Annotated in this window: 24 protein-coding genes; 9 read left to right on the top strand and 15 right to left on the bottom strand. The window is 29.2% G+C overall.

The genetic code is table 11. The features are described from left to right. Positions 1 to 74 precede the first annotated feature (74 nt). The 6 genes from PG913_RS02175 to PG913_RS02200 form a co-directional block, all read right to left on the bottom strand. Entirely contained in the window at positions 75 to 1,295 is a 1,221-nt protein-coding gene (locus PG913_RS02175) for a M24 family metallopeptidase (protein ID WP_271231427.1), read from the bottom strand. Positions 1,296 to 1,305: 10 nt separating this feature from the next. Next, a complete protein-coding gene (locus tag PG913_RS02180) occupies positions 1,306 to 2,598 on the bottom strand; it encodes an aminopeptidase P N-terminal domain-containing protein (protein WP_271231428.1) in 1,293 nt (430 codons plus the stop codon). Between the two features lie 51 nt (positions 2,599 to 2,649). Then, complete coding sequence (locus PG913_RS02185) at positions 2,650 to 3,897, bottom strand: NAD(P)/FAD-dependent oxidoreductase (RefSeq protein ID WP_271231429.1); 1,248 nt, start codon at positions 3,895 to 3,897, stop codon at positions 2,650 to 2,652. A gap of 17 nt (positions 3,898 to 3,914) precedes the next feature. Further along, a complete protein-coding gene (locus PG913_RS02190; protein WP_271231430.1) occupies positions 3,915 to 4,178 on the bottom strand; it encodes a DUF3781 domain-containing protein in 264 nt (87 codons plus the stop codon). A gap of 29 nt (positions 4,179 to 4,207) precedes the next feature. Further along, positions 4,208 to 5,215 (bottom strand): 4-hydroxyproline epimerase, encoded by a 1,008-nt coding sequence (locus PG913_RS02195; protein WP_271231431.1) that lies wholly within the window; start codon positions 5,213 to 5,215, stop codon positions 4,208 to 4,210. Positions 5,216 to 5,398: 183 nt separating this feature from the next. Continuing rightward, positions 5,399 to 6,925 (bottom strand): aldehyde dehydrogenase (NADP(+)), encoded by a 1,527-nt coding sequence (locus PG913_RS02200; RefSeq protein WP_271231432.1) that lies wholly within the window; start codon positions 6,923 to 6,925, stop codon positions 5,399 to 5,401. A 912-nt stretch (positions 6,926 to 7,837) separates the two neighbouring features. Between PG913_RS02200 and PG913_RS02205 the strand changes: the two genes are divergently transcribed. Both PG913_RS02205 and PG913_RS02210 read left to right on the top strand, forming a co-directional pair. After that, positions 7,838 to 8,677, top strand: coding sequence for an AraC family transcriptional regulator (locus tag PG913_RS02205; RefSeq protein WP_271231433.1), 840 nt, complete (start codon positions 7,838 to 7,840; stop codon positions 8,675 to 8,677). A 100-nt stretch (positions 8,678 to 8,777) separates the two neighbouring features. Beyond that, positions 8,778 to 9,743: a PorP/SprF family type IX secretion system membrane protein gene (locus PG913_RS02210; protein WP_271231434.1), complete on the top strand. Its 966-nt coding sequence runs from the start codon at positions 8,778 to 8,780 to the stop codon at positions 9,741 to 9,743. Here the strand turns inward: PG913_RS02210 and murI are convergent. From murI to PG913_RS02250, 8 genes are all read right to left on the bottom strand, one after another. Next, on the bottom strand, positions 9,740 to 10,534 hold the full coding sequence (gene murI / locus PG913_RS02215; protein ID WP_271231435.1) for a glutamate racemase: 795 nt from the start codon (positions 10,532 to 10,534) through the stop codon (positions 9,740 to 9,742). The genes PG913_RS02210 and murI overlap by 4 nt on opposite strands. A gap of 64 nt (positions 10,535 to 10,598) precedes the next feature. After that, positions 10,599 to 11,108 (bottom strand): OmpH family outer membrane protein, encoded by a 510-nt coding sequence (locus PG913_RS02220; RefSeq protein ID WP_271231436.1) that lies wholly within the window; start codon positions 11,106 to 11,108, stop codon positions 10,599 to 10,601. 48 nt (positions 11,109 to 11,156) lie between these two features. After that, the gene (locus PG913_RS02225) at positions 11,157 to 11,945 is read right to left on the bottom strand and encodes an OmpH family outer membrane protein (RefSeq protein ID WP_271231437.1); all 789 of its coding nucleotides are present in this window, start codon (positions 11,943 to 11,945) and stop codon (positions 11,157 to 11,159) included. A 66-nt stretch (positions 11,946 to 12,011) separates the two neighbouring features. Continuing rightward, positions 12,012 to 14,579 (bottom strand): outer membrane protein assembly factor BamA, encoded by a 2,568-nt coding sequence (gene bamA, locus PG913_RS02230; protein WP_271231438.1) that lies wholly within the window; start codon positions 14,577 to 14,579, stop codon positions 12,012 to 12,014. After that, positions 14,572 to 15,324 (bottom strand): isoprenyl transferase, encoded by a 753-nt coding sequence (locus PG913_RS02235; RefSeq protein WP_271231439.1) that lies wholly within the window; start codon positions 15,322 to 15,324, stop codon positions 14,572 to 14,574. The genes bamA and PG913_RS02235 overlap by 8 nt, the downstream gene beginning before the upstream one ends. Before the next feature lie 2 nt (positions 15,325 to 15,326). Next, a complete protein-coding gene (gene porG, locus PG913_RS02240) occupies positions 15,327 to 16,007 on the bottom strand; it encodes a type IX secretion system protein PorG (RefSeq protein WP_271231440.1) in 681 nt (226 codons plus the stop codon). 102 nt (positions 16,008 to 16,109) lie between these two features. After that, entirely contained in the window at positions 16,110 to 17,006 is an 897-nt protein-coding gene (locus PG913_RS02245; RefSeq protein WP_271231441.1) for an NAD kinase, read from the bottom strand. 33 nt (positions 17,007 to 17,039) lie between these two features. Continuing rightward, positions 17,040 to 17,699: a CBS domain-containing protein gene (locus tag PG913_RS02250; RefSeq protein WP_271231442.1), complete on the bottom strand. Its 660-nt coding sequence runs from the start codon at positions 17,697 to 17,699 to the stop codon at positions 17,040 to 17,042. Positions 17,700 to 17,758: 59 nt separating this feature from the next. Between PG913_RS02250 and PG913_RS02255 the strand changes: the two genes are divergently transcribed. From PG913_RS02255 to clpX, 6 genes are all read left to right on the top strand, one after another. Then, positions 17,759 to 18,475: a pyridoxine 5'-phosphate synthase gene (locus tag PG913_RS02255; protein ID WP_271231443.1), complete on the top strand. Its 717-nt coding sequence runs from the start codon at positions 17,759 to 17,761 to the stop codon at positions 18,473 to 18,475. 13 nt (positions 18,476 to 18,488) lie between these two features. Continuing rightward, positions 18,489 to 19,259: an alpha/beta fold hydrolase gene (locus PG913_RS02260; protein WP_271231444.1), complete on the top strand. Its 771-nt coding sequence runs from the start codon at positions 18,489 to 18,491 to the stop codon at positions 19,257 to 19,259. A 236-nt stretch (positions 19,260 to 19,495) separates the two neighbouring features. After that, complete coding sequence (locus PG913_RS02265; RefSeq protein ID WP_271231445.1) at positions 19,496 to 19,843, top strand: phage holin family protein; 348 nt, start codon at positions 19,496 to 19,498, stop codon at positions 19,841 to 19,843. Between the two features lie 86 nt (positions 19,844 to 19,929). Further along, positions 19,930 to 21,252 (top strand): trigger factor, encoded by a 1,323-nt coding sequence (locus PG913_RS02270; RefSeq protein WP_271231446.1) that lies wholly within the window; start codon positions 19,930 to 19,932, stop codon positions 21,250 to 21,252. A 132-nt stretch (positions 21,253 to 21,384) separates the two neighbouring features. Next, positions 21,385 to 22,044, top strand: a complete 660-nt coding sequence (clpP, locus tag PG913_RS02275; protein ID WP_271231447.1) for an ATP-dependent Clp endopeptidase proteolytic subunit ClpP — start codon at positions 21,385 to 21,387, stop codon at positions 22,042 to 22,044. 98 nt (positions 22,045 to 22,142) lie between these two features. Beyond that, complete coding sequence (gene clpX / locus PG913_RS02280) at positions 22,143 to 23,381, top strand: ATP-dependent Clp protease ATP-binding subunit ClpX (protein WP_271231448.1); 1,239 nt, start codon at positions 22,143 to 22,145, stop codon at positions 23,379 to 23,381. Positions 23,382 to 23,706: 325 nt separating this feature from the next. Here the strand turns inward: clpX and PG913_RS02285 are convergent, their stop codons facing one another. After that, positions 23,707 to 24,588, bottom strand: a complete 882-nt coding sequence (locus PG913_RS02285; protein ID WP_271231449.1) for a leucine-rich repeat domain-containing protein — start codon at positions 24,586 to 24,588, stop codon at positions 23,707 to 23,709. 124 nt (positions 24,589 to 24,712) lie between these two features. On the opposite strand from PG913_RS02285, the gene dnaG reads away from it, so the two are divergent. Further along, positions 24,713 to 26,704 carry a DNA primase gene (gene dnaG / locus PG913_RS02290; RefSeq protein ID WP_271231450.1) on the top strand — a complete coding sequence of 664 codons (1,992 nt, stop codon included), beginning with the start codon at positions 24,713 to 24,715 and terminating at the stop codon, positions 26,702 to 26,704. Positions 26,705 to 26,783 lie beyond the last annotated feature (79 nt).

Genomic DNA, 26,783 nt, shown 5'->3' on the forward strand with positions numbered 1-26,783 from the left:
AAGAATTAATTATAGTTAACAACAAAAAAAGCAACTCATATAGAGTTGCTTTTTTTTATATATTAAGGTGTTTTTTATTTTGAAATTCCAAAAGGATCTTCAATAGTGTGCATTGGTTCTGTAAACCATTTAGGACCATTTTTAGTCATATAAATATGATCTTCATGACGTATTCCAAATTTATTAGGAACACAAATCATAGGTTCATTACTAAATGCCATACCTTCTACTAAAACAGTATTGTCATTCTTAACAATATATGGCCATTCATGAATATCTAAACCAATTCCATGACCTGTTCTATGAGGTAATCCTGGTAATGCATATTTAGGACCTAATTGATGACTTTCTAAAGTTTTTCTAGCAGCAGCATCAATATCAGCACAAACACTACCTAATTGAGCAGCATCAAATGCAGCTTGTTGTGTTTCTTTTTCAATATTCCAGATAGATCTTTGTAAATCATCTGCTTCACCAAAAACATATGTTCTTGTAATATCAGAAATATAATCGTGTAATACACAACCAGTATCTACTAGTGTAACTTCGTTTAATTCTAAGTTTTTAGGAGTTTTTACACCATGAGGAAATGAAGAATCAACACCAAATAACACGATACAAAAATATGAACCTGACGGAATTCCGTATCTAATATGTGCTTCGTGAATAAAATCTACTACTTCTTTAGATGAAATACCAATTCTTAAAATCCTTGCAGCTGCTTTTTGAACCTCTAAAGTGATGTTCATTGCATGTTGTATAATAGTAATTTCAGCATCTGATTTTATCATTCTACAACCAGCTGTAATTGGTGTAGCACTTTCTAAAGTAAATGATGTGTTACATTTATTAATTCCATCAGTAATGAAAAAAGGCGTTGCTTCATCTATTAAAATATCACCTTCAGTAACTTTGTTTTCAGTTAATATTTTAGTGAATAATTTATAAGGACTTTTGTGTTCTTCCCAACAATTAACTTCACCTTCTATTAGCATGAAATCTAAAATAGTTCCTTTTTCAAATCTTGGTGCAATAAAATGAAGGTCTCCATTTTGAAATAAAATAGCACCTACCATACGTTCGCTCGAGTTCCATTTCATTCCTGTGAAATAAAATAAATTAGTTCCTGCATGTAAGTACATTGCTTGTTTGTTTTGATTTTTCATCATTAAACAAGCTTTATCTATTCTAGATTGAAATTCTTCTTTCTGAATCGGTTCAACTAAGTGAGCTGTTGGAGTTATTGCGTTTAATTCTGCTTCTATTGTAGAGCCTCCAATTCCAAATGTATTCATGTAATTTTTTTTAATTGTTCATTAATGCTTCAATATCCTTAATTTCGATAGGCATTGCAGCTGTTAAATTGATGTTTCCTGTTTCAGTGATTAAATAATCATCTTCTAATCTACATCCAATTCCTTCTTCAGGAATATAAATACCAGGTTCACAAGTTAACACCATTCCTGTTTCAAAAGGACGAGAATATATACCAACATCATGTACGTCTAATCCTAAATAATGAGCTGTTCCGTGCATAAAATATTTTTTATACAATGGTTTTTCAGGATCTTGCTTGGCAACATCATCAGCATTTAATAAATTTAATTTTATTAATTCAGCTTCAACTAATCCTGCCATATTTTTTTCGTAAACACTTGGTAAAATACCAGGTTTTAACATTTTACTACCTTCTTTTAAACAATATAATACTGACGAATAAACAGCAGCTTGTCTTTCAGAGAATTTTCCATTTACAGGAAAACAACGAGTAGTATCGCTATTATAATTAGCGTAACAAATCCCGAAGTCAAGTAAAATCATTTCACCATCATTACAAACTGAATCATTTGTATTATAGTGTAAAGCACAAGCATTTTTACCAGAAGCAATAATTGGCTTAAATGCGTGATGCGAAGAACCTGTTTTAACTAAGTTATAAGCTAATTCAGCCTCTAACTCATATTCTTTCATACCAGGTTTGCATGTTTTTAACACGCTAGTAAAAGAAGCAACACTTATATCAGAAGCCTTTTGTATTAAGTCGTATTCTACTTTCGATTTTACAGGTCGTAAATTACGTGTAATTTTTGCAGCTCTATAATAATCATGTAATGGGTATTTTTGTTTACACCATTTGATCATTCTATCTTGTTTTGTTTCTTGATCATTGGTAACACGTTTAGCATGTTCGTTATGACCTAAGTAAAAACCATCAGCTTCAAAAGCCATGTACTGTAAAAATAATTCAAAATCTTTATCCCACTCAACTCTTGAAATTCCAGAAATATCTTGAGTTTGTTCTTTGGTTAGTTTTTCACCATCCCAAATTTTAATAAGCTCGCTTGTTTCTTTTATAAATAGAATAGCTCTATTTTCTTTTTTGAAAGCATCAGGATACAACACTAAAATAGTATCTTCTTGATCGATACCCGAAAGGTAAAAAAGATCATTGTTTTGTGTAAATCCCATAACATCATCAGCGTTATGATGTTTAACATCGTTAGATGTTAAAATAGCTATGGTATTAGGTTTCATTTGAGCAATGAAATTTTTTCTATTTTCTATAAATAAAGAATTGTCAATTTGGTCGTAACGCATATTTTCTTACGGATGTATTTAATTAATTTTTACGTGCTTTTAATATTCAAATTATGAATATCTTTCTACATGAAAAGGGTTTAAATCTAAACTTGTTTTTTTATCAGAAATAATTTCCGAAACTAATTTACCAGTTGCAGGACCTAAACTCCATCCCATCATTGCATGACCAGTAGCAATAGTTACGTTTTTAACTTTTGATAAACGACCAATATAAGGTAATCCATCAGGAGAACATGGTCTTAAACCAGCAGCAACATCGTCAATTTCTTTTTGATTAATTTTTAAACCGTCGTAAAATCTCTCACTTGCTCTAGCAATAGCATCTACTCTTACACGGTTTATATTATTATTTATTTTATCTACTTCCATTGTACCTGCAAAACGAGTAAAACCATTCATTGGTGTTACAGCAACTTTTGCTTCCATTAAAATGGCAGGTATTGTAATTCCTGTATCTTGAGATACATTAATTCTATATCCTTTACCAGCCTGAATTGGTACGGTAGCATTTAATTTTTTAACTAAAATTTGAGACCAAGAACCAGTAGCAACAACAATTTCATCAGCTGTTACTTCTTGTTTATTTGTTCTGATAGATGTTACTTTATCATTTTTAACATTGATATCTAATACCTCTTCATTTGCTAAAATAGTAACACCCTTTTTTTCTAAGTAAGATTTTAATTGTGGCATAAATTCATTCGGAGTCATATGTGCATCAGTATGATAATACACAGCTCCTTTAATGTTTAAACCAGCATTCAGTTCTAATTTTAAAACCTGTTCTTTTGTTAAGTTTTCAACATTTAAGCCTTCCTGAATAGCACGTTTACCTGTTTTCCATTCTTCTTCACCAGCTTTATCAGTTTGGTAACACATTAACAAACCTTTGTGTTTGTAAAAGAAATCAAATTCATTAGAGTCTTTTATCTCTTGATATAATTCTCTACTTAATATATTAATATCTTTAATGGTTTTAATTGAGCTTTCAACTTTTTCTTTTGTTGATGCTTTTTTAAATAACCAAGTCCATTTTAAAAAATCATAATCTAAACGAGGCTTCACAGAAAAAGGACTTTTTGAGTCAAACATCCATTTAATACCTTTGTTTATCATACCAGGAGCTGCCAAAGAAATAATATGACTAGGAGTTATATATCCTGCGTTTACATAAGATGCACCACTTGAAAAATCAGATTTATCAATTACGGTAACTTTGTGCCCTTCCTTTTGAAGATAATAAGCTGAACATAAGCCTATAATTCCTCCTCCAATAATTACTACTTCTTTTGACATTTAATATGTTTTTAAACTTACTCTTTTTTTATTCTATTTACGGTAATAACTCTAAAAGTACTTGTATTAATCGTAACTGTTATATTATGATGTTTATTGATAATATAGAAGTTTTTACCTATTTTTTCGTAGTTTTCTAAAGCTGTGTCTTCTAACACTTTTCGAATAAGTATTTCTATTTCAAATTTAGAAAAAGCCATACCAAGCTTTTTATTTATCCTTTGATAAACAAGCTCGGTATAGCAAATGTTTCTTAGTATTTTATGTTTTATTGTCTCCAATTCTTTTAAATCGAAAGATAACTCTTTTTTTAGATAACTTGAAATCCATGTGCATAAGGGTCATCTTGGTCATCAATAATAATATTATTGTAACCAAAAACCTTTGCCCATCCCTGAATACTTGGTATAATTGCTGGTTTTCCGTCTAAAGTAGTTTCCTCTTCAACTCTACCAATAAATTTACTACCGATAAAACTTTCGTGAATAAATTCTTCTTTTAATTTAAGTTTTCCTTTTGCATGTAACTGTGCTAATCTAGCAGATGTACCTGTTCCACAAGGGCTTCTATCAATGGCTTTATCACCATAAAAAACGGCATTTCTACCAGAAGAAGTTGGGTCAATTGGGTTACCTGTCCAAAGCATATGTGTTACATCTCTAATGGTATCATTTTCTGGATGAATAAACATATCAGGATATTTCTCATTAATGCTATTTCTAACAATTTGAGAATATTGAATGATTTTACTAGCTGTAAAATCGTGTACTCCAGAAAAGTTTTTCTGCGGATCTACAATAGCGTAGTAATTACCACCGTAAGCAACATCAAAAGTAATTTCACCTAATTCAGGACAGTCAATAGTTAAATTTTCTGCTGCTAAATAACTTTTTACGTTAGTTAATCTAACCCAGTCTACCTTTTTACCAGTTTGACCGTATTCAATATTTACTAAACCAGCAGGAGCTTCCATTTTAATTTTTCCTGGAACTTTAGGAGTAACTAAACCTTCTTCAATTGCAATAGTAATAGTACCGATAGTTCCGTGTCCACACATTGGTAAACAACCAGAAGTTTCAATAAATAAAATTCCAAAATCATTTTCAGGATTATGAGGAGGAAATAAAATACTTCCGCTCATCATATCACGTCCACGTGGTTCGAACATTAATCCTTTACGAATCCAGTCATAATCTTTTAAAAAATGCTGGCGTTTTTCGCTCATATTTGCTCCAATTAAATTTGGACCTCCACCTGCTACAACTCTAACTGGGTTTCCACACGTGTGTGCATCAACACAAAAAAATGTTTTTCTCATACTAAATTGAATAGCCAACTTGCACTCTTCCTTAGAAAAAACCTTTCAAAATTTCTTTAATTAAGAAAGCAAAGTTGGCATAGTTTTCAATTTCTTTAAATCATCAAAATAATAGGTAACTAATTTTGTTGATTTAAAGAAATTGTTAATGTTTATTAATTTAACTGTTCTTCTGTAAGTTTATTAATTTCTTAATTCACTAGGTAATAATTCTGTTGGCCAATCTTGAAAACTAAATGGTCTTATCCATCTTTTAATAGCTCCTAAACCTACTGCTGTAAATCTAGAATCTGAAGATGCTGGGTAAGGTCCACCATGTGTCATAGACTCACAAACTTCTACACCTGTTGGTACTCCGTTAAAAATAATTCTTCCTACTTTAGCTTGTAAAGCATCTGCTACAGCTGGTAATTCAGCAAAATCTTCTTGTTCAGCTAATACAGTACCTGTTAATTGACCGTCTAAACTATCAATAACTTGTACTAATTCAGCTTGGTCTTTTGCTTTTACAACTAAAGAAAAAGGACCAAAAACTTCTGTATGCATTTTAGGATTTGCTAAAAAGTCAGCTCCTGATACAGCACATATTGTTGATGCTGCAAAGTTAGGTTCAACACTTCCTGCTACTTGAGCAACAACTTCAACACCTGGTTGAGAAGTAACTATTTCACCGTTTGATACAAAACCGTCTTTAATATTTGGGTGTAACATACATTGTGGTGCAATTGCTACTGTTTTTTCTGCTAAATCTTTAACAAAAGCATCAGTTTTATCACCAGCAAGAGTTAATAATAATCCTGGTTTAGTACAGAATTGACCTGTTCCCATAGTAATTGAACCTGCATAAGTAGAAGCTGTTGCTTCAGACTTATTTTCAATTACATTTGGCATTACTACTACTGGATTGATACTTCCCATTTCAGCAAATACTGGAATTGGTTCAGTTCTTTCACCAGCTAAGTTATAAAGTGCTCTACCACCAGCAATACTTCCTGTAAAACCTACAGCTTTTACCTTCGGATGTTTTACTAATGCGCTACCAACAACTCTTCCACTTCCTGTAATGTTTGAAAACACACCATTTGGCATTCCTGTTTTTTCTGCTGCTTTAATAATTGCTGAAGCAACTAATTCACCAGTTCCAGAGTGCATTGCGTGTGACTTTACAATTACTGGACATCCTGATGCTAATGCACTAGCAGTATCTCCACCTGCAGTTGAAAATGCTAATGGAAAGTTACTTGCTGCAAATACAACAACAGGTCCTAAAGGAATTGAAGTTTTTCTGATATCTGATTTTGGTAATGGTTGTCTTGTTGGAATTGCTTCATCAATAGTAACACTTCTCCATTCGTCTTTTAAAATTAAGTCAGCAAAAGCTCTTAATTGACCAATAGTTCTACCTCTTTCTCCTTGAGCTCTTCCTTCTGGTAAACCTGATTCAGACATATACATATCTGTAAGTTCAGTATCTAAAGCTAAAATTTCATCTGCTATTGCATTTAAGAATTCTGCTCTTTTTTCTCCTGAAACTTTACGATACTCTTTAAATGCGCTATCAGCTAATGCTACAGCTTCGTTAACCTCTTCTAAAGTTGCTTGAAAAAAAGGTGTTGGATTTTGTATATTTAACTTAGGATTTACTGTTTGATGAGTGGTAGTTCCTGTAGCTTTTAATTGATTTCCGATATAATTCTTCCCTGTAATCATTAGATATTGTTTTTTTTAATGTACGATGACATTTAGTGATTTTTAAGTGTTTAAAGATATTGATTTTAATTTAAAAATCAATACCTTTTTTTGAGCACCTTCTTTATTAAAAGGCCTGTTGAAACCCGCAAAATCATTGCCTCAAAAAATGAAGCAATGATTTGTTTAATGGTATTAAATATGTATCATTTTAAAACTTTTATACTATTAAATAAGTAAAAAAAATAATGATTTTATCTAAAAATAGTTAATTCTTTGTATGCAGGTAATGTAGTTCTAGTTCTTTTAACCATTTTTTTTTAATAGCTAAAAGAGATTCTCTTCTTTACCAATTAAAGGTACACGAGGCTCTCGTACATTTTCAGTACCGATACCAGAGTAGAAACCCTTACTAATTCAATGTTTTGTATTAATTTAGAATTTATGTATAACTTTTAATAAAGGTAAGAACCAATGTTAGATTTATCTAGCTTGATCATCTTTTCCTGATTTTATAAGTTAAAGATAGTAAAAGTCTCTGTTAGAAATACAGATAACTAAATCTGCAACTCCACCTATCAGTACTAATATAAATACTTTCTAAAGCTAAAGTATCTAAAATGTACTATCTAAATTAATTCCAATAATAACTGGCATCTAATTGTGCATTAATATTTAATTGAAAGTTAACTAAATCCAATGTATCTTCGTTAGTGAATTTAGTTGTAGTAACTTCAGGCATAATGTCTTCCCAATTTATATTTATGTTCTTTTTTTGGTGCAAGCTTATATTAGATTTGCAAATTTATATCAGATTTGTAAATTTTTTTGATTAATTTCTAACTATTGGTAGTAGTATATTACCTTTTTTTTGCTTTTTAGCATGTTAATAGGTGAATATTTTATAAATTTATAAAAAATATTTTTAAATACATGAAAGTTTTACCATTTAAAATTCCAAAAACTAAAAATTTAGGATTAATATATCAAGAAGATAATGGCGCATTTTTCTATGATAAATTTCATCAGCATGAAGAAATTCAACTATGTTATATTGTTAAAGGAGAAGGTACTTTAATTGTAGGAGATACGGTTAACGAATATAAATCTAATGATATTTTAGTTATTGCAGGTAATCAACCTCACGTTTTTAAAAGTGATACTTCTAGGATAAAAAACTCTTCAATGATTTCGCTTTTCTTTACTCAAAAATCATTTGGAGAAACGTTTTTTGAATTAGATGATTTTAAAGATATCGCAACTTTTTTTAATATTGCTAAAAATAGTTTTAGAGTCAAATCGAACAATAAAAAATTAAGAAGATATTTTTTAAAATTACAAAAAAGTAGGGATTTATTAAAGTTTATTGTTTTTATAAGGATAGTCGATGTTATTTTAAAATCAGAAACAGAATCTCTTTCGTCATTTGTTTATGAAAAAAAATATACAGATAATGAAGGAAAACGAATGAGAGATATTATGGATTATACATTGAGTAACTATAATAAAAAAATAGAATTAGAAGATATTGCTGCTGTTGCAAATATGACTTCTAATGCTTTTTGTAGATATTTTAAGCAGAGAACAAATAAAACATTTTTTACTTTTTTAAATGAGTTAAGAATTGAAACTGCTTGTAAATTATTACAAAATAAAGATTATTCTATTATTGAAGTGTCAGAGAAATCTGGATTCAAGAATATTTCAAATTTCAACAGAAAATTTAAAGAATTAAAAAATAAAACGCCATCAAATTATCGATTAAATTATTAAATTACCATAAAAAACCAACTATAAATGTGTTTTATTTAAAAATAAAACTATTTACGGTAATTATTGGTTATATTTGGTGACTATTTCTTAAACTTAAAACATGAACAAATTTATATTATTCTTTTTCTTTATTTTAATTACAAAAATTTCAGCTCAAGAAACATTACCTATTTACGCAGATTATTTATCTGACAATACTTATTTATTACATCCAGCAGCAGCGGGTATTGGAAGCTGTGGGAAATTACGTGTAACAGCTCGTCAGCAATGGGTAGGGGTAAAAGATGCTCCTTCTTTACAAACAGCAAGTTTTCATGCAAAATTTAACGAAAATTCAAAAGGAGCGTATGGTTTAATTCTTTTTAATGATAAAAACGGATATCATTCTCAAAAAGGATTGCAAGGTACGTATGCATATCATTTAGATATGGGGAATGAAAATTTATTCAAGCAATTATCATTTGGATTATCAATGTCTATGGTGCAAAATGAAGTAAATCAAGAGGACTTTAAAGGTGATCCTATGGTTGAGCAAATAAGAATAAGTGATTTTTATTTTAATGCTGATTTTGGTATGGCATATCATTATAAAGGTTTTTCATCATATTTAACTATTAAAAACATAATGTTATCAGCAAAGAATGATTTAAATCCTGATTTTGAATCTCTAAATTTGAGAAACTATATTTTAGGAGCTGGTTACTTTTTTGGCGATAAAAATAAATTACAATTTGAACCTTCTGTAATGTTTCAATATAAAGATATAACTGGTGAGAAAATTGCTGATTTAAACTTTAAGGCTTACAAGCAATTTGATACCACACAATTATGGGCGGCTTTATCTTATAGAAGAAGTTTTGATAGTAGTGCCTTTGGTGATGCAAATTATGTAACTCCAATTGTAGGTTTAAATTATCAAAATTTAATGTTTGCTTATACATATACACAACAAACAGGAGATATTGTATATTCTAATGGAGGTTTTCATCAAATTTCTTTTGGTATGAATGTTTTGTGTAGAAAGCGTAGAGCTTCAGCGTGTCCTAATATTAATGGAAGTTTCTAGAAATCTAAATAATTTATAATAGCTTTTTTGTAGTCTTTTAAAATAATATCTAGAACACTTTTATCTTTATTGATGTAAAAAGTGTTGTAGGTATTTTTTTTTGCAGTACTAATAAGATTGTTTTCTGCTAATATTTTTTTTGTTTGTTTAGCAACTGCTTCTCCGGAATCAATAATAGTAACGCTACTACCTACAATTTTTTTTATTTGTGGAATTAAATAGGGGTAATGTGTACATCCTAAAACAATACAATCACATTTAGAAGAAAGCATTAAGCTTAAATGCTTATTTAGTAAGTTGGTCATTTCTATTGATTCTATTTTACCTTCTTCAATAAGTTGAACAAGCCCATTACCAACTTGTTCCATAATTATAATATCACTATTAATACTAGCTGATGTTTTTTCAAATAAAGCACTATTAAGTGTTCCTTTTGTAGCTAATATTCCTATGGTACCTGTTTTAGTTTGGATAGATGCCGTTTTAATTGCTGGTTCAATTCCTATTATAGGAATTGAATAATTACTTCTTAAATAGTCAATAGCATTTGTAGTAGCTGTATTACAAGCAACAACTATTAGTTTACAGCCTTTATTAATTAAAAACTCTGTGTTTTTAATAGATAAATCAAGAATTTCTTCTTTTGATTTTTGCCCATATGGCGCATTTTTACTGTCGGATAAGTAAATAGTACTTTCGTTTGGTAATAAGACATTAATTTCTTTCCAGATTGATGTTCCACCAATTCCAGAATCAAAAATACCGATAGGTTGTTGTGCTTTAGTAATCATATATTACAAAAGTAAAAATCCTGCTGAATTCAGCAGGATTTTTATAATATATTTTTAAGTTTTATTAAAAACCTAATTTAGCTTTCACAGCTCCATAAATATCTTCTCCTTTTTCGTAAACGATTAATCCTTTACCAGGGGCAGCATCATATACGTAAATAATTCCTTTAGCAGCAGCAACATCTTTAATAGCTTGCTCAGCTTTCTTTAAAATAGGAAGTGTTTTTTCTTGATATTTTCTTTGCATTTCCTGTCCTGCAGATTGTTCAGCCTTTGTAAGACGTTGTCTATCTTGTTGAACCTCTATAGCTCTTTTTTGATTAACTTCTTGCGTTTGACTTTTACCTTCAGCTTCGTATTTTTTAATTTTAGCTTCTAGTTTTTTGTACATCGCTTCAATATCATCACGATATGTTTTATTTAATTTTTCTAGCTCAGCTTTCATAGACTTGGTAGCTGGCATTTCAGATAATAACTTATCAGTGTTTATATGTGCCGTTTTTTGTGCATTTGCGATACCACCTAATCCAATTGTAAAAATTGCAACTAATAATAGGGTTTTAAAATGTTTCATCTTTGTTTTTTAATTTAATTTAGGTTCTCTATTCTTGATTTACTTATTCTATTTTTCCAATGCTTTTTTCTTAGCATCTTCTTTTAATTTTCTTGCAGCATCTTTCTTTTGTTTTAATTCTTCTCTTGCATCTGCAATCTTTTTTAACTTAGCTGCTCTTTTTTCTTCAATACGTTTAGCTCTTTCAACTCTATCAGATTGTTTTTTCTTTTTAAGAGTTTCTTTTTTAGCTATTCTTTCTTTCTGAGCATCACTTAAACCTTCATTTTTAAGTAATTCTTTTTTAGCTGCAATCTTATCTCTTTTTTCTTGTTTTTTCTGATCAATATTAATCATTTTCACAACAAGTTCGCTAATATCGTGTTTTTTGTTTGAATACAGCATTACTAAATCACCTGATTTGTCAAAAACAAAATCATATTTTTTTCTTGAAGCAATTGTTTGAACAGCACTATAAACCTGATCTTGAATAGGCTTTATTAATTGTCTTCTTAAATTATACATATCTCCTTGAGGACCAAAGTATAATGATTCTAATCTTCGTAAAGCTTCTTGTTTTATGGTAATATCTTCCTCACGTTCTAAAACTAAATCTTTTGTTAAAATAACTTTTTCATTAGTTAAATCAGTTTTTAAAACTTCTATAGCTCTAGCTTCTTTGTCTAATTTTGTTTTCCATTTTTCAACTTTAGCGTCTAAGGAGTTTTGTGCCTCTAAATATTCAGGAATATTTATAAGTATATACTCCATATCAATATACGCTATACGTTGACTTTTTTGTGCAACAATACTGCTTGTAATAAGTAAAAGAACGATTGATAAAATTATTTTCTTCATCTTGCTATAATGTATTTAGAAAAAACCGTGCCAAAAAATGAAACTTATTTCAAAAGTAAACTTTTTTTAAAACTGCCTTCCGATAATAAAATGTGTTTGCCACCCAGATTTTTGAATTTGACCTGGTAAAGGATCAAACCCATGTGCGAAATCAATACCTAACAATCCAAATGCAGGCATAAAGATACGAACACCAACACCAGCTGAACGTTTTAATTTAAACGGATTAAATTCACTAAAATTCTCATAAGAGTTACCAGCTTCTAAAAAACCTAAAGTATAAATTGATGCAGAAGGTTTATCTGTAATAGAATAACGTAATTCCATTTGAAATTTATTGTAAATAGATCCTCCTTCGTTTTGACCATCAGGTCCAACAGAAAGACTATTGTTTTCATACCCACGAACTCCAATAGTTTCTCTACCGTCTAATTGTCCTTGTGCAATTCCATCACCTCCAACAAAAAATCTTTCAACAGGTGTTAAACCTAATTCATCATTATAAGATCCTAAATATCCCATTTCAAAATTAGACATTAATACTAATTTATTGTTTTGAGATAAAGATGTGTACCATTTTCCTTTTGCAGATAACTTATAGTATTCAAGCCATTTATATTTATCAGCTAAATATTCTTGTCTTTGTTCATTTGTAGGGTTTTCAGCTTCTGTATAATCTTTTCCGTTAATTAAAGAATAAGGTAGTGTAGCTTTGGCTTTAATTGTAAATTCTGAACCATAAGTAGGGAATACTAAACTAGGTCCTGTAGAGTTACGACTAAAAGAAACTGTATATGCTAAATTATTTAAGTTTCCTTCACTTATAACATCATTAGATGAACCAACACGATATCCGTAATTGTGTAAATCGATTCTTTGAAAACTAATGTTTTGTGATAAAGAAAAATAATCATCAGGCCATTGTAAACGTTTTCCTAGACCGATTGTAGCACCTATAATACTTAAACTATTGTTTCTATTAACTTTATTTCTACTGTAGTCAAATTGATATTGATTTGATAAATAGACTGAAAAAGATAAAGATTGAGGTTTTTTACCACCTAACCATGGTTCTGAAAAAGAAAAACTATAAGTATTATATGTTTGACTAGCTTGTAAACGAAGTGAAAGTTTTTGACCATCACCCATTGGAAGTGGTTTATATGCTTCTTTTTTAAAGATATTTCTTAAAGAAAAGTTATTAAAAGATAAACCTAAAGTACCAATAAATGATCCACCACCATAACCACCTTGTAATTCAATTTGACTACCACCTTTTTCAACTACAGAAAAATCAATGTCAGCTGTTTTATTCTGGTAATCTGGTTTTACATCAGGAGTTACATTTGCATCAAAGAAACCTAATTGACCAATTTCACGAATAGATCTAATAATGTTTTCACGACTAAATAAATCACCTGGTTTTACACGTAATTCTCTGTAAATAACATGGTCATTTGTTTTTTCATTACCAGTTACAGTTACTTTTTTAATAGTTGCTTTTTCATCTTCACGAATACGAACCTCTACAGTAATAGAATCGTTTTTTACGCTAGTTTCTATCGCGTTTATTTGTGAGAACAAATATCCATTATTGTGATATAATGTTTGAATATCTTGTGAATTAGGAGTTCCATCACCTGAAATACGTTCTTTTAAAACTTTTCCGTTATATACATCACCTTTATCAATACGTAAAAAACGATTTAAAAAATCATCTGTATAATTTTTATTTCCGATAAATTTAATATCATCAAATCTGTATTGACGACCTTCTTCTACATCAATATTAAGATTAATTGTATTATCGGTATTCCAAGTAAGTTTATCAGATAAAATACGGGCATCACGATATCCATTTTCACTATATTTTTCAAGAATTTTCTCTAAATCTTCTTTATAATCATCTAAAATATATTTTGATGATTTCCAGAAACGTCCTAAAAACTTACGTTTTGTGTTTTTCATAACACTGCGTAAGTATTTGTTTGATAATGCTTTATTTCCGTTAAAGTTGATTTCTTTAATTTTGATACGCTTACCTTTATCTACAAAAATATTCATACTAACAGTATTTATGTCAGTAGTATCTTTTTTTGTATCTAAAGATACTTTTGTTTTTAAGAAACCTTTATCAGTATATTTCTTTTTAATATAATTTTTAGTGGTTACGATTAAGTTATCGGTAACCATACTTCCTTTTTTAAGTTCAGTCTCTTTTTTAATTTCTTTTGTTTTGGATTTACTTAAACCAGAAATATTGATATTTGTTAATTGAGGTAACTCAGTAACATCAAACAAAAGATATACTGTTTCTCCATCTTTTTTAGATAAATAAACATCTACTTGGCTAAATTGTTTACTTTCATATAGTTTTTTAATTGCACTTGTAAGTTTATCTCCAGGTAATTTAATAGGTTGTCCATCTACCAATCCTGTATAAACTTTAATAGTTTGTTCGCTAAATTTTTGTAAGCCACTAACAGTAATTCCTCCAAGTATATATTGTTGTCCTTTTTTATAAGAAACAACATTTTTAGAGGTTACATTATCATTGTTTACTGTGTTTTGTGCTTTTACGCTCGCCGATAAAAAGGCGATTAAAAATACGGCTAAATAAGAATATTTATTCATTGATCTCAATCTGTTCGCTTGTTTTTCCAAATCTTCTTTCTCTGTTTTGATAATCTATTATAGCGTCAAAAAGGTGTTCTTTTCTAAAGTCTGGCCATAATATATCTGTAAAATATAATTCAGCATAGGCCATTTGCCAAAGTAAAAAATTACTAATTCTTTGTTCTCCGCTTGTACGTATCATTAAATCAACGTCGGGCAAATTAAATGTATATAAATGGTTATTTATAATTTTTTCGTCTATTTTTTCAATATCGAGTTCGTTATTAACAACTTTTTTAGATATATTTCTGATTGTATTAACAATTTCTTCTCTAGAACCATAGCTTAAAGCAAAGGTTAATGTAATTTTAGTGTTATTTTTAGTCTGATCAATAACCTGTGCTAGTATTTTTTGCGCATTTTTAGGCAAACTGGTAATATTTCCAATTGCATTTATTTTTATGTTTTTACGCTGAAATTCAGGGAGTTCTTTTTTTAGAGTACTAACCATTAAGCTCATTAATGCATCTACTTCTAGTTTTGGTCTGTTCCAATTTTCCGTAGAAAAAGCATATAAAGTAACAAATTGAACACCTACTTCAGATGCAGCATCTGCGGTTTCTCTAATAGCTGTTAATGCATTTCTGTGTCCAAAAATACGTTGCATTCCTTTACCTTTTGCCCATCTACCGTTACCGTCCATAATAACAGCGATATGATTTGGTACTTTTTGCAAGTTAATGCGGTGTAATTTTTCTTCCATATTTATTCTGCCAATCCATTGTAACATGGTGGTCTTCCAAAGGTGTAAACTATAGAAATCCCTGTAAACATATATACATCATTTCCAGTGCCACCAAAGTTTAAGTTTTCTATTTTGTCTGTTGTATAATCTATATCATCTACTAAGGTAAATCGAACACCTGTTTCAAAAGCAATAGCAAAATGATCGTATAAACGACCTTTAATTCCAATACCTAAAGGTAATGAATAAGAAAATTTATTTTTTAAACGAGTATTATTTGAATCCATTTCTTCAGAAGGACTAAAGTAATTGAAAGCTGATATTTCGGCTAAAATATATGGCGTAAAAGTTGTTTTATAATTACTGATATTATAATCAAAAAAATTAAACTCCATCCCGAGAGCAACTTCATGTATGTTATTCGAAAATAGATTTCCCCTTTTTTGTCGATATAAATTATCTGAATCTTTATCATCACCAGAAACAGGAATATAAGTATATGTTCCTCGAAGTGCTATTCTTGGGTTTAAATTGTACTTATACACTAATCCACCACCAACTTCATTAGGATAGATATAATTGGTTCTACCAATATCTCCTATATAATTAGAACCCCCGACGAAAAAACCGATTTCGTGAGTTTGTGATTGTATTGTTATTGCTGTTAAAGCAAATAATATGAATAGAAATTTTTTCTTCATTATAAAATAGCACGCAAATATAGGAAAATGAATTTGCTTTAAAAGTTAATAAATGTCTTTTTGATTAACTTTTTTTAAAAGATTTATTGTGTGTAATCGGTATTATAAGGATTCATTACGAGTATCTTCACCCCATAAAAGCTTGACTCTTAGTGTTTTTAAATGCGATTGATCTTCTAATAAAATACTTTTTATAGTAAAATTAGCTTTTTGTATTTTAATTTTAGTGCCTTGAGGAACTGTAGTAATACGAGAATCAAGAGATATAAGAAAGTCTTTTTCACGAGCACTGACTTCTAAATTAATACAAGTATTATCAGGTATTACCATTGGTCTTGCATTTAAATTATGAGGAGCTATTGGTGTAATAACAAAATTTTTAGCATTAGGTAAAATCACAGGACCATTACAGCTTAATGAGTATCCTGTAGACCCTGTTGGTGTGGCAATAATCAAACCATCTGCCCAATAATTTGTTAGATATTCATCATTCAAAAAAGTTTTTACACCAATCATTGATGTGGTATTTCTACGTGCAATGGTTATTTCATTTAAAGCAAAATCTAAGTCAGTAAATTCATTTACTTGTGGAATTGTTGTTACCTGTAATAAAGTTCGTTCTTGAATAGAATATTTTTTTTCAAGTAATAAAGTTACAGCTTCTTTAATTTGATCTTTTTGAACAGTAGCTAAAAAACCTAATCTACCAGTATTGATTCCTAAAATAGGAATATCTAAATCACGAATATAAGTAATAGCTCTTAATATTGTTCCATCGCCTCCGATAGAAAACAGCATGTCAAAAGAGTTTGACAAATCACTAAAATGTGAGTATGTAGGATATTTTTTTGTTAAAGAATTATTTTCAACTAAGAGATTGTAAAAATCTTGTTCAAAAAAAACAACAATATTATTTTTTTCTAATTCTGATAATAATAGTATAATTTCTTTTTCAGCTGAAATGGTATAGGATTGACCGTAAATAGCTACTTTTTTCAATGTTTATAATATTTGGTTAACAAGTTTTGTGAATTACATATTTAGGTATTTTCTTAAATATGCAGCTCTATCTTTTAATTCTTCTAAATAAAAATCATCTTCATGTCGTGTAACTACATTGTAGTCATATCTTCGGAAAGTTTGAATAATTTCATTTATTTCTTCAGTAATTACTTTTAAAGTAACTTGAATATTGTCTTGATTTTCAGAACAAATATAAAGACCCAATAGTTTACCTCGACTAGTTTCAACTATTTGAGCAATTTGGCTCATCGAATAATCATTTTTGTTTTTACTTACAATTAAAGTTTCACTTTCGTTGTGTAAAAAAGGACTATCTGCAAAAGCATCTAAAATATCGCTTAGCTCATAATAACCAATATAATTCATTTCCTGATTTAAAATAGGAATTAAATTAGAATCATTATCTGCAAACAAAACAATTAAATCAAGTAATGTCGCTTTTTCATTAGAATGAAAGTTATCTAATAAATAAGAGTATTCACTTAATTTTTGGTCTTTACCCTCTATTGTTTGAATGTCACTTGCGGGTAAACAGCCAATTAGTTTTCCATTTTCAACAATAGGAATATGAGTTATCGGTAAATTTTCACAGACTTCTTGAGCTCTTTTTACAGTGCTTTTTAAAGTAAGTGCTTTAATTTCGTCTAATATAAAGTCGTTGATATTCATTACTACGAATATAGTTTAAAAAGTTTTAATGATTTATCTTTGTAGCTTAATTTTATGAGATGACAAAGTTAAGTGTAAATATAAATAAAATAGCTACGTTACGTAACTCTAGAGGTGGAAATACACCTAACTTATTACATGTAGCAACCGATATCGAAAATTTTGGTGCAGAAGGAATTACAATTCATCCAAGACCTGATGAACGTCATATTCGTTATCAAGATGCATATGATTTAAAATCAATAGTTACTACAGAGTACAATATTGAAGGAAATCCGATAGATAAATTTATGAAAATGGTTTTAGAAATAAAGCCAACTCAAGTAACTTTAGTACCTGATAGTGTTGATACGTTAACATCTAACGCAGGTTGGGATACCGTTGCAAATCAATCTTATTTAGAAGAAGTAATTGCCGAATTTAAAAATAACGGAATAAGGACTTCAATTTTTATTGATACAGATTTAAAATTGATTGAAGCTGCTGCAAAAACTGGTGCTGATAGAATTGAATTATATACCGAAGAATTTGCAACTCAATACGCTTTAGGAAATAAAGATGCAATAAAACCTTACACTGAAGCAGCTATTTTAGCAGATAAATTAGGCTTAGGAATTAATGCAGGACATGATTTGAGTTTAGAAAATATTAAGTTTTTCAAACAAAACATACCGAATTTAGCAGAGGTTTCTATTGGACATGCGCTTATTTCTGAATCTTTATACTTAGGATTAGAAAATGTCGTGAATATGTATCTTAATAAATTAAAAGGATAATTTAAATTGATATATGCAAATTTTACATTCTAGAATAGTAGGAGAAGGAAAGCCGTTGTTAATTTTGCACGGATACTTTGGTATGGGTGATAATTGGAAAACTCATGCCAATAAATTTGCTGAAGATGGTTTTGAAGTACATTTAATAGATCAACGAAATCACGGACGTAGTTTTCATTCTGATGATTTTTATTACGAAGTATTGGTGGAAGATTTACATAGGTATATTGAGCATCATAATTTAACAGATGTTATTTTATTAGGGCATTCAATGGGAGGTAAAACAGCGATGTTATTTGCAACCGAATATCCTGATTTGGTAGAGCAGTTAGTAATTGCAGATATTTCTCCAAAAATGTATCCGCCACATCATCACGATATTTTAGACGCATTAAATTCTGTTGATTTTACAGTACAAAATTCTCGAAAATTAATTGAAGAGCAATTAACTTCTTTAATTCCAGAACCAGGAATTCGACAATTTTTATTGAAAAGTGTATATCGAAAAACAAAAGAAGAGTTAGCATTTCGTTTTAATTTGAAATCGTTAACAGAAAACAATAATGAAGTAGGAGAGCCGTTGCCATCATTTACTGTTTTTGAAGGTGAAACTTTATTTTTAAAAGGTGCTAATTCAGGATATATTTCTGTAAATGAAGAACCAATTATTAGTGCACATTTTCCGAATTCAAAAATTGTAAGTATAGCAAATTCAGGACATTGGTTACATGCTGAAAATCCAAAAGATTTTTATGCTGAGGTAATCAATTTTATTCTAAAATAAATAAATTCAAATATTTTTGATTTTATCTTATTAATAAAAAAAACCTCACAGCATTTAAAAATCTGTGAGGTTTTTACGTATTATTTTTTATTATCACTTAAATAATGGAAGAATATTAATATTATTTTTATTTAAGATTTTTTAACTAATAGATAATAAACATGACAAAATAGCAGTCTTTGATATTTGGTATAATTATCGCACTAAATAAAATGGCACACTAAAAAAGTTAACAAATGAAAATATTTTTAAAAATACTATTAACAGCATTAGCAGTTGTAATACTTGCAAATATATTACCAGGAATTTATGTTGGTAGTTATGTTACAGCAATAATTGTAGCAGTTGTAATAGCATTATTAAATATGTTTGTACGTCCGTTATTGGTGTTTTTTACATTACCTGCAACAATTTTAACGCTTGGATTATTTTTATTTGTAATCAATGCAATTATTATATTATTAGCAGGAAACCTTATAACAGGTTTTCAAGTAAACGGATTTTTTACAGCACTTTTGTTTAGTGTGTTGTTATCAGTATTCAGATCTTTTTTGTTTTCTTTATTAAAAGAAGATGAAAAATAACTGAAAACGAAAGACTTTCAAACCTTTTGTAGAAAAGGTAAAAATAAACTAATTTTACACCCGATTTTAAAGAAATATATTTAAAGATGAATATTACAAAACAAAATGTAGATGCGTTAAACGCAGTTGTAAAGATAGATATCGTTGCTGAAGATTATCAAGCAAAGGTAAATACTGAATTAGAAGCGCGTCGTAAAAAATCGACACATCCTGGTTTTAGAAAAGGAGAAGCGCCTATGGATGTAATTAAAAAACAACACGAAATAGAAATCGTTGTAGAAGAAGTAAATAAACTTGTACAACAATCTTTAAATAAATTTTTAGGAGAAGAAAAGTTAGATCTTTTAGGAAATCCTTTACCAAAAGCAAATAAAGATTTTAACTGGAATGATAAAGATTTTTCTTTTGAATTCGAATTAGGATTAGCTCCTGAATTTGATGTAGATTTAGCTCCTGCAAAAAATATTACTAAATATAGTATTTTTGCAACAGATGAATTACTTGATAAAGAAATTGAAAATATCCAAGTTCGTTTTGGTAGTCAATTACCTGTTGATGCTGCAAATGAAGAAGCAAATGTAACTGGTACTTTTGTTAACGAAGCAAAAGAAATTAATCAAAAAGCAACTGTTTCTGTAAAAGAAATTAACGGAAAAGCAAACTTAGAGAAGTTTGTAGGTGCTAAAGCAGGTGATGTTTTAGAATTAGGAACAAAAGGTTTATTTGAAGACGCTCATAAATTACAAGAAGTTTTAGGTGTTCCTCATGAAGCTGTTCACGCTTTAGATGTTAACGTATCTTTTACTATTGATGAAGTTACAAAAACGGAACCAGCTCCTTTAGAAAAAGATTTATTTGATAAATTATTTGTTGATGGAAGTGTAACTACTACTGCTGAATTAAAAGGTAAAATTAAAGAAGATGCTGAAAAGCAATTCGAACAACATGCTGATCAGCAATTATTAAACGCAATTACTGAAAATTTAGTTCAGAATACTAAATTCGATTTACCATCAGCATTTTTACAAAAATGGTTACAAACTGCAGGTGAAAAAGAATTAACTATTGATGAAGCTGCTGCTGAATACAATAAATCTGAAAAAGGATTACGTTACCAATTAATCGAAGGAAAGGTTATGAGAGATAACGAAATCAAATTAGAATACCCTGAATTAGTAGAGTATGCTAAAGGATTTGTTCGTTCGCAAATGGCACAATTTGGTAATAATAATCCAGAGGAGAAAGAATTAAACGATATCGTTGGTAGAGTTTTACAAAATCAAGAAGAAGCTCATAAGTTACAATCTCAATTAATTAGCCATAAATTATTAGCTTTTTATAAAGAAAAAATGACTTTTGATACAAAAGAAGTTTCTTATGAAGACTTTGTTCAAGAAGTTTACAAATAATAGTTAAGTAAACTATTTAGATATTTAAAAACCTGAATTAATATTCAGGTTTTTTTAGGTATAAACTGTATTGATATACTAACTAAATAGTTCTTATATTTACATAATTATAACCCAAAAAACATTTTCAAAATGGATTACGGAAAAGAATTCGAAAAATACGCAACAAAAGAGCACGGTATAAATAGTACATATTTAGGTAAAATTACAAGTAGTTTAACGCCATACATTATGGAAGAGCGTCAAATGAACATTACTCAAATGGATGTTTTTTCTCGTTTAATGATGGACAGAATTATCTTTTTAGGTACTGGTGTTAATGACCAAGTAGCAAATGTAATTCAAGCGCAATTATTGTTCTTAGAAAGTGTAGATGCTAATAAAGATATTTCAATATATATCAATTCTCCAGGAGGTGGTGTGTATGCAGGATTAGGTATTTACGATACAATGCAATTTATTAAGCCAGATGTAGCTACAATTTGTACAGGTATGGCTGCTTCTATGGGAGCTGTATTAATGTGTGCTGGTGCTAAAGGAAAACGTTCTGCGTTACCACATTCACGTATTATGATTCACCAACCAATGGGAGGTGCACAAGGTCAAGCTTCTGATATGGAAATTACCGTAAAAGAAATAGGAAAGTTAAAAACTGAATTATATGATATTATAGCAGATCATTCAGGGCAAACTTTTGAAAAAGTACAAGAAGATTCTGATAGAGATTATTGGATGAAAGCCGATGAAGCGAAAGCTTACGGAATGGTAGATGAAATTTTAAAAAGAAAATAATTTTTCTTAATTACCAATACAATTAATGGCTCTTTTTATACGTAAGCTATAAAAAGAGTTTCATTTTTTTTAATAATTGAGAATAACAAGTTAGTCAAATGTCGAAAGAAGAAAACTTACAATGTTCCTTTTGTGGGCGTAAAAAGCCAGAAACAGATTTATTAATTGCTGGTATGGATGCCCATATTTGTGATAAATGTATTGAGCAAGCTCACGGAATTGTAGAAGAAGAAGTAACTGAAGCAATAGAATCAAGTTTACCAAAAGATTTAACCCTAAAAAAGCCAAAAGAAATTAAAGCATTTTTAGATGAATATATTATTGGGCAAGACGAAACTAAAAAAGGAATGTCGGTAGCTGTATATAATCACTATAAAAGATTATTACAAATTAAAGACGACGAAGATGATATAGAAATTGAAAAATCTAACATTGTTTTAGTAGGTGAAACTGGTACTGGTAAAACATTAATAGCTCGTACAATTGCTAGAATGTTAAACGTACCTTTTTCTATTGTTGATGCCACTGTTTTAACTCAAGCAGGATATGTTGGTGAAGATGTTGAAAGCATTTTAAGTCGTTTATTACAAGCTGCTGATTATGATGTAGACAAAGCCGAAAGAGGAATTGTTTTTATTGATGAAATTGATAAAATAGCTCGTAAAGGTGATAATCCTTCAATTACTCGTGATGTTTCAGGAGAAGGAGTACAACAAGCTTTATTAAAATTATTAGAAGGATCGGTTGTAAATGTTGCTCCTAAAGGAGGAAGAAAACACCCAGATCAAAAATTTATTGAAGTAAATACCAAAGATATTTTATTTATTGCTGGTGGTGCTTTTTCAGGAATTGAAAGAATAATCAGTAAGCGTTTAAATATGCAAGCAGTTGGTTATAGCGCTTCAATTGATGAAGATAAAGTAGATGAAACTAATTTATTACAATATATTATTCCTTCGGATTTAAAATCGTTTGGATTAATTCCTGAAATTATTGGACGTTTACCTGTATTAAGTTACATGAATCCTTTAGATGCAAAAACATTACGTGCCATTTTAACAGAGCCTAAAAACTCTTTAATTAAGCAGTACACAAAGTTATTTGCTATGGATGATATTGCCTTTTCTTTATCAGAAGAAGCAATGGAATATATTGTAGAAAAAGCAATAGAATACAAATTAGGTGCACGTGGATTACGTTCATTATGTGAAGCTATTTTAACAGATGCAATGTTCGAAATGCCTAGTTCTGATGAAAAAGAATTAATTATTACCAAAGAATATGCAGAATCTAAAATAACAAAATCAGGAATTAAGAAATTAAAAGCAGTGTCTTAAATTTTATTTAAACAAGTTTTTATGGCTGAGAAATCAAATCTGTCAAACTGAATTTATTTCAGTTTCGCATCCTGATTTGCCTTAGTTCTTAGTTTTATGTGATGCTGAAATAAATTCAGCATGACGTTTATATCTAAAAAAAACCATCAATATTTGATGGTTTTTTTGTTTTATAGATGTACTACTTTTATTAATTATTATTTTAAAATATCAAAATAAACTAAAATGCCTAGCCCTGATTGAAGCAATTGTTTGAGCTCTTTTTTGTTTTTTTTAAACAAAAAAAGCGAGTGCGGAAAGCAGGAAATTGCTTCAAATTATTTTTTTAATAATTAATTCGTTTATTATATTTTTTTATCCAAGACTCTATTTCATCAGGTTTTAAATTATAAGTTTTTATTAATTTATTTTTGATGTTTTGTAAATAAGCTTCATTTAATACTTCAGATTCAAACTCTGCAATAACTTTTTGTTTAAATTCTTCGGAATGAGTTTTTACAGGAATTACAACTGCTTTCTTAGGAGTTACAATAGGAGCAACTTTAGTAACAGTTGGTTTTAAAATAGCTGAATTTGTAGTGTTATAAACCGTTTTTTCATCTTTATACCACGCTTCAGGAATAGTATTTAATTTATCAGAACTTACAACAATAGTATTTATTTTGTTTCCAGAAGCATCTAATGTTTCCAATTTTGGACAGCCAGAAACATCTAAATTTGTTAATTTATTATAACTAGCATACACACTTTCAAGATTAGGATTATCTCCTAAAATTAAAGTTTGTAAATTGTTACTATCGCAACTTACATAAACTAATTTGTTGTTTTTACTAAGGTCAAGAGTTTTAATTTTGTTTTCACTACAATTTAAAAAAGTAATCGAAGTACTTTTAGATAAATCTATTTTAGTAATATTATTACCAAAACAATCTAATCGTTTTAAATTCGGAAAACTTTCAAGTCCTGTTAAATTTCTAATTTTTGAATGTACATTGGGTAATAATTTATTTGTAATCGGATCATCTATATTTAAATTAACTACATATTTAGCATCGCTAACTAAAATATTTCCGTTTAAACCATTGGAATCAATATCTAAATCGATTAAACATTCTTCTAAACCAATGTCAGGAATTATAATTGTTTCTTGTGCTGTTAAGCTTAAAGTGATAAAAAGTATAAAATAGAATGGTATTTTTATTTTCATAATCGGGGGTTTTTAACAAAGCTATCTATTTATATGGTTTTATCAGCTAAAATTTACAAGATATTTTTTTAAATAAAAAGAAGCTTTAAATCGAGTATCTTTGTGAGCTGTATTCTACAACAATATGATAACTCAAGAAACAATAGATAAAGTTTTTGAATCTGCTCAAGTAGCTGAGGTAATAGGCGAATTTGTACAATTAAAAAAATCAGGAAGCAGTTTTAAAGGACTAAGTCCGTTTACCGATGAGCGAACACCGTCATTTATGGTATCGCCAGTAAAACAAATTTGGAAAGATTTTAGTACCGGAAAAGGAGGGAATGCAGTTTCATTTTTAATGGAACATGAACATTATTCTTATCCCGAAGCTATAAAATGGTTGGCTAAAAAGTACAACATTGAAATAGAAGAAACCGAACAATCTGACGAGCAAAAAGAACAACTTAATGAACGAGAAAGTATGTTTTTGGCATCTAAATTTGCGAAAGATTATTTTCATGATTTATTAATGAATAGCCAACAAGGACGTGCTATCGGATTATCTTATTTTAAAGAAAGAGGTTTTAGAGAAGATATTATTGAAAAATTTGAATTAGGATATTGTAAAGATGAATGGGATAATTTTACCAATGTGGCTTTATCAAAAGGCTACGATTTAAAATATTTAAAATCGACAGGGTTAACCATTGTTAAAGAAGGTGGCGCAACTGATAAAAAATTTGATAGGTTTAAAGGACGTGTTATGTTTCCTATTCACAGTATGTCGGGGCGTATTTTAGGTTTTGGAGGTCGAATTCTTACCAATGATAAAAAAGCAGCAAAATATTTAAATTCACCAGAAAGTGATATTTACCATAAAAGTAAAATTTTATACGGACTTTATCAAGCTAAAAAAGAAATCGCTAAACAAGATAATTGTTATTTAGTAGAAGGTTATACGGATGTTGTTTCTTTTTATCAATCAGGAATTGAAAATGTTGTTGCCTCTTCAGGAACGGCACTTACTTCGGATCAAATTCGATTGGTAAATCGTTTGACAAAAAATATTACGGTTTTATTTGATGGTGATGCCGCAGGAATTAGAGCCTCTATGAGAGGTATTGATTTGATTTTAGAGCAAGGAATGAATGTCAAAGTAGTTTCTTTTCCTGAAGGAGAAGATCCTGATAGTTTTGCAAAATCTCATTCAACAACTGAATTAAAACAGTTTTTAAAAGATAAATCGCAAGATTTTATTGAATTTAAAGTTTCTTTATTGATGAAAGAAGCAAAGAATGATCCTGTAAAAAAAGCGGGTTTAATTCGTGATATTGTAACGAGTATTTCAAAAATTCCTGATGGAATTCAGCGAGAAGTATATGTACAAGAATGTGCTCGTATTATGGATATTTCGGAACAAGTTTTATTTAGTGAATTGGCACAATTATTAAATAAAAGTGTAACAAATTCTAATAAACGAAGCTCAAATCAGCCAACGCCATCTTATTCAGAAACCACACAAGCTTCTATGGGAGTTATAAAAGGAGGTGGAAAAGGGCGTGAAAAAATAAATCAATTACATATTCTTGAAAAAGAAATTATCAGAATATTATTATTGTACGGTAATGAAGTTGTCGATTTTGTAAATTGGGTAGATGCAGTTGATGAAAAAGGACGTCCTTTTTTAGAAAAAGAAGAATATCAAAATACGGTTTCTAATGAATTGTATTTAAATTTACAAGAAGATGAAATTGAGTTTGCTGATGAAATTTTTAAATTAACGTATTATCAATTAGTACATCAATTAAATCAGGATGAAAAAATTTCGATTGATAGATTGATAATGCATGAAAATCAAGAAATAGCAAGTTTAGTAACCAATATTTTAATGGATGAAGAAAAATATTCGTTAAGTGATTGGGAGCGTAAAGAAATTGTAGTTACAACAGCGATTAAAGTATTACCTAAATTAGTTTCTGATGCAGTTTTAAACTTACGAAGAATTTTAATAGAAGAAAAAATTAAAGAAATAATGCACGAAGTACAAACACAAAAAGCGGTACTTGATTTAGAAGAAATATCAAATTATACTGATTTAAAAAAGCGTCTTTTTGATAAGTTAAATCGCGTAGTTTAGTGCTGTTATTTTTTAAGGGGTTTTTCCTATGCTGTTTTATAGTAGCTTTTTTGTAGTTTTGACCTGAAAAATCACAGTA

This window comes from Tenacibaculum pacificus (assembly GCF_027941775.1).
GTDB classification, from domain to species: domain Bacteria; phylum Bacteroidota; class Bacteroidia; order Flavobacteriales; family Flavobacteriaceae; genus Polaribacter; species Polaribacter pacificus_A.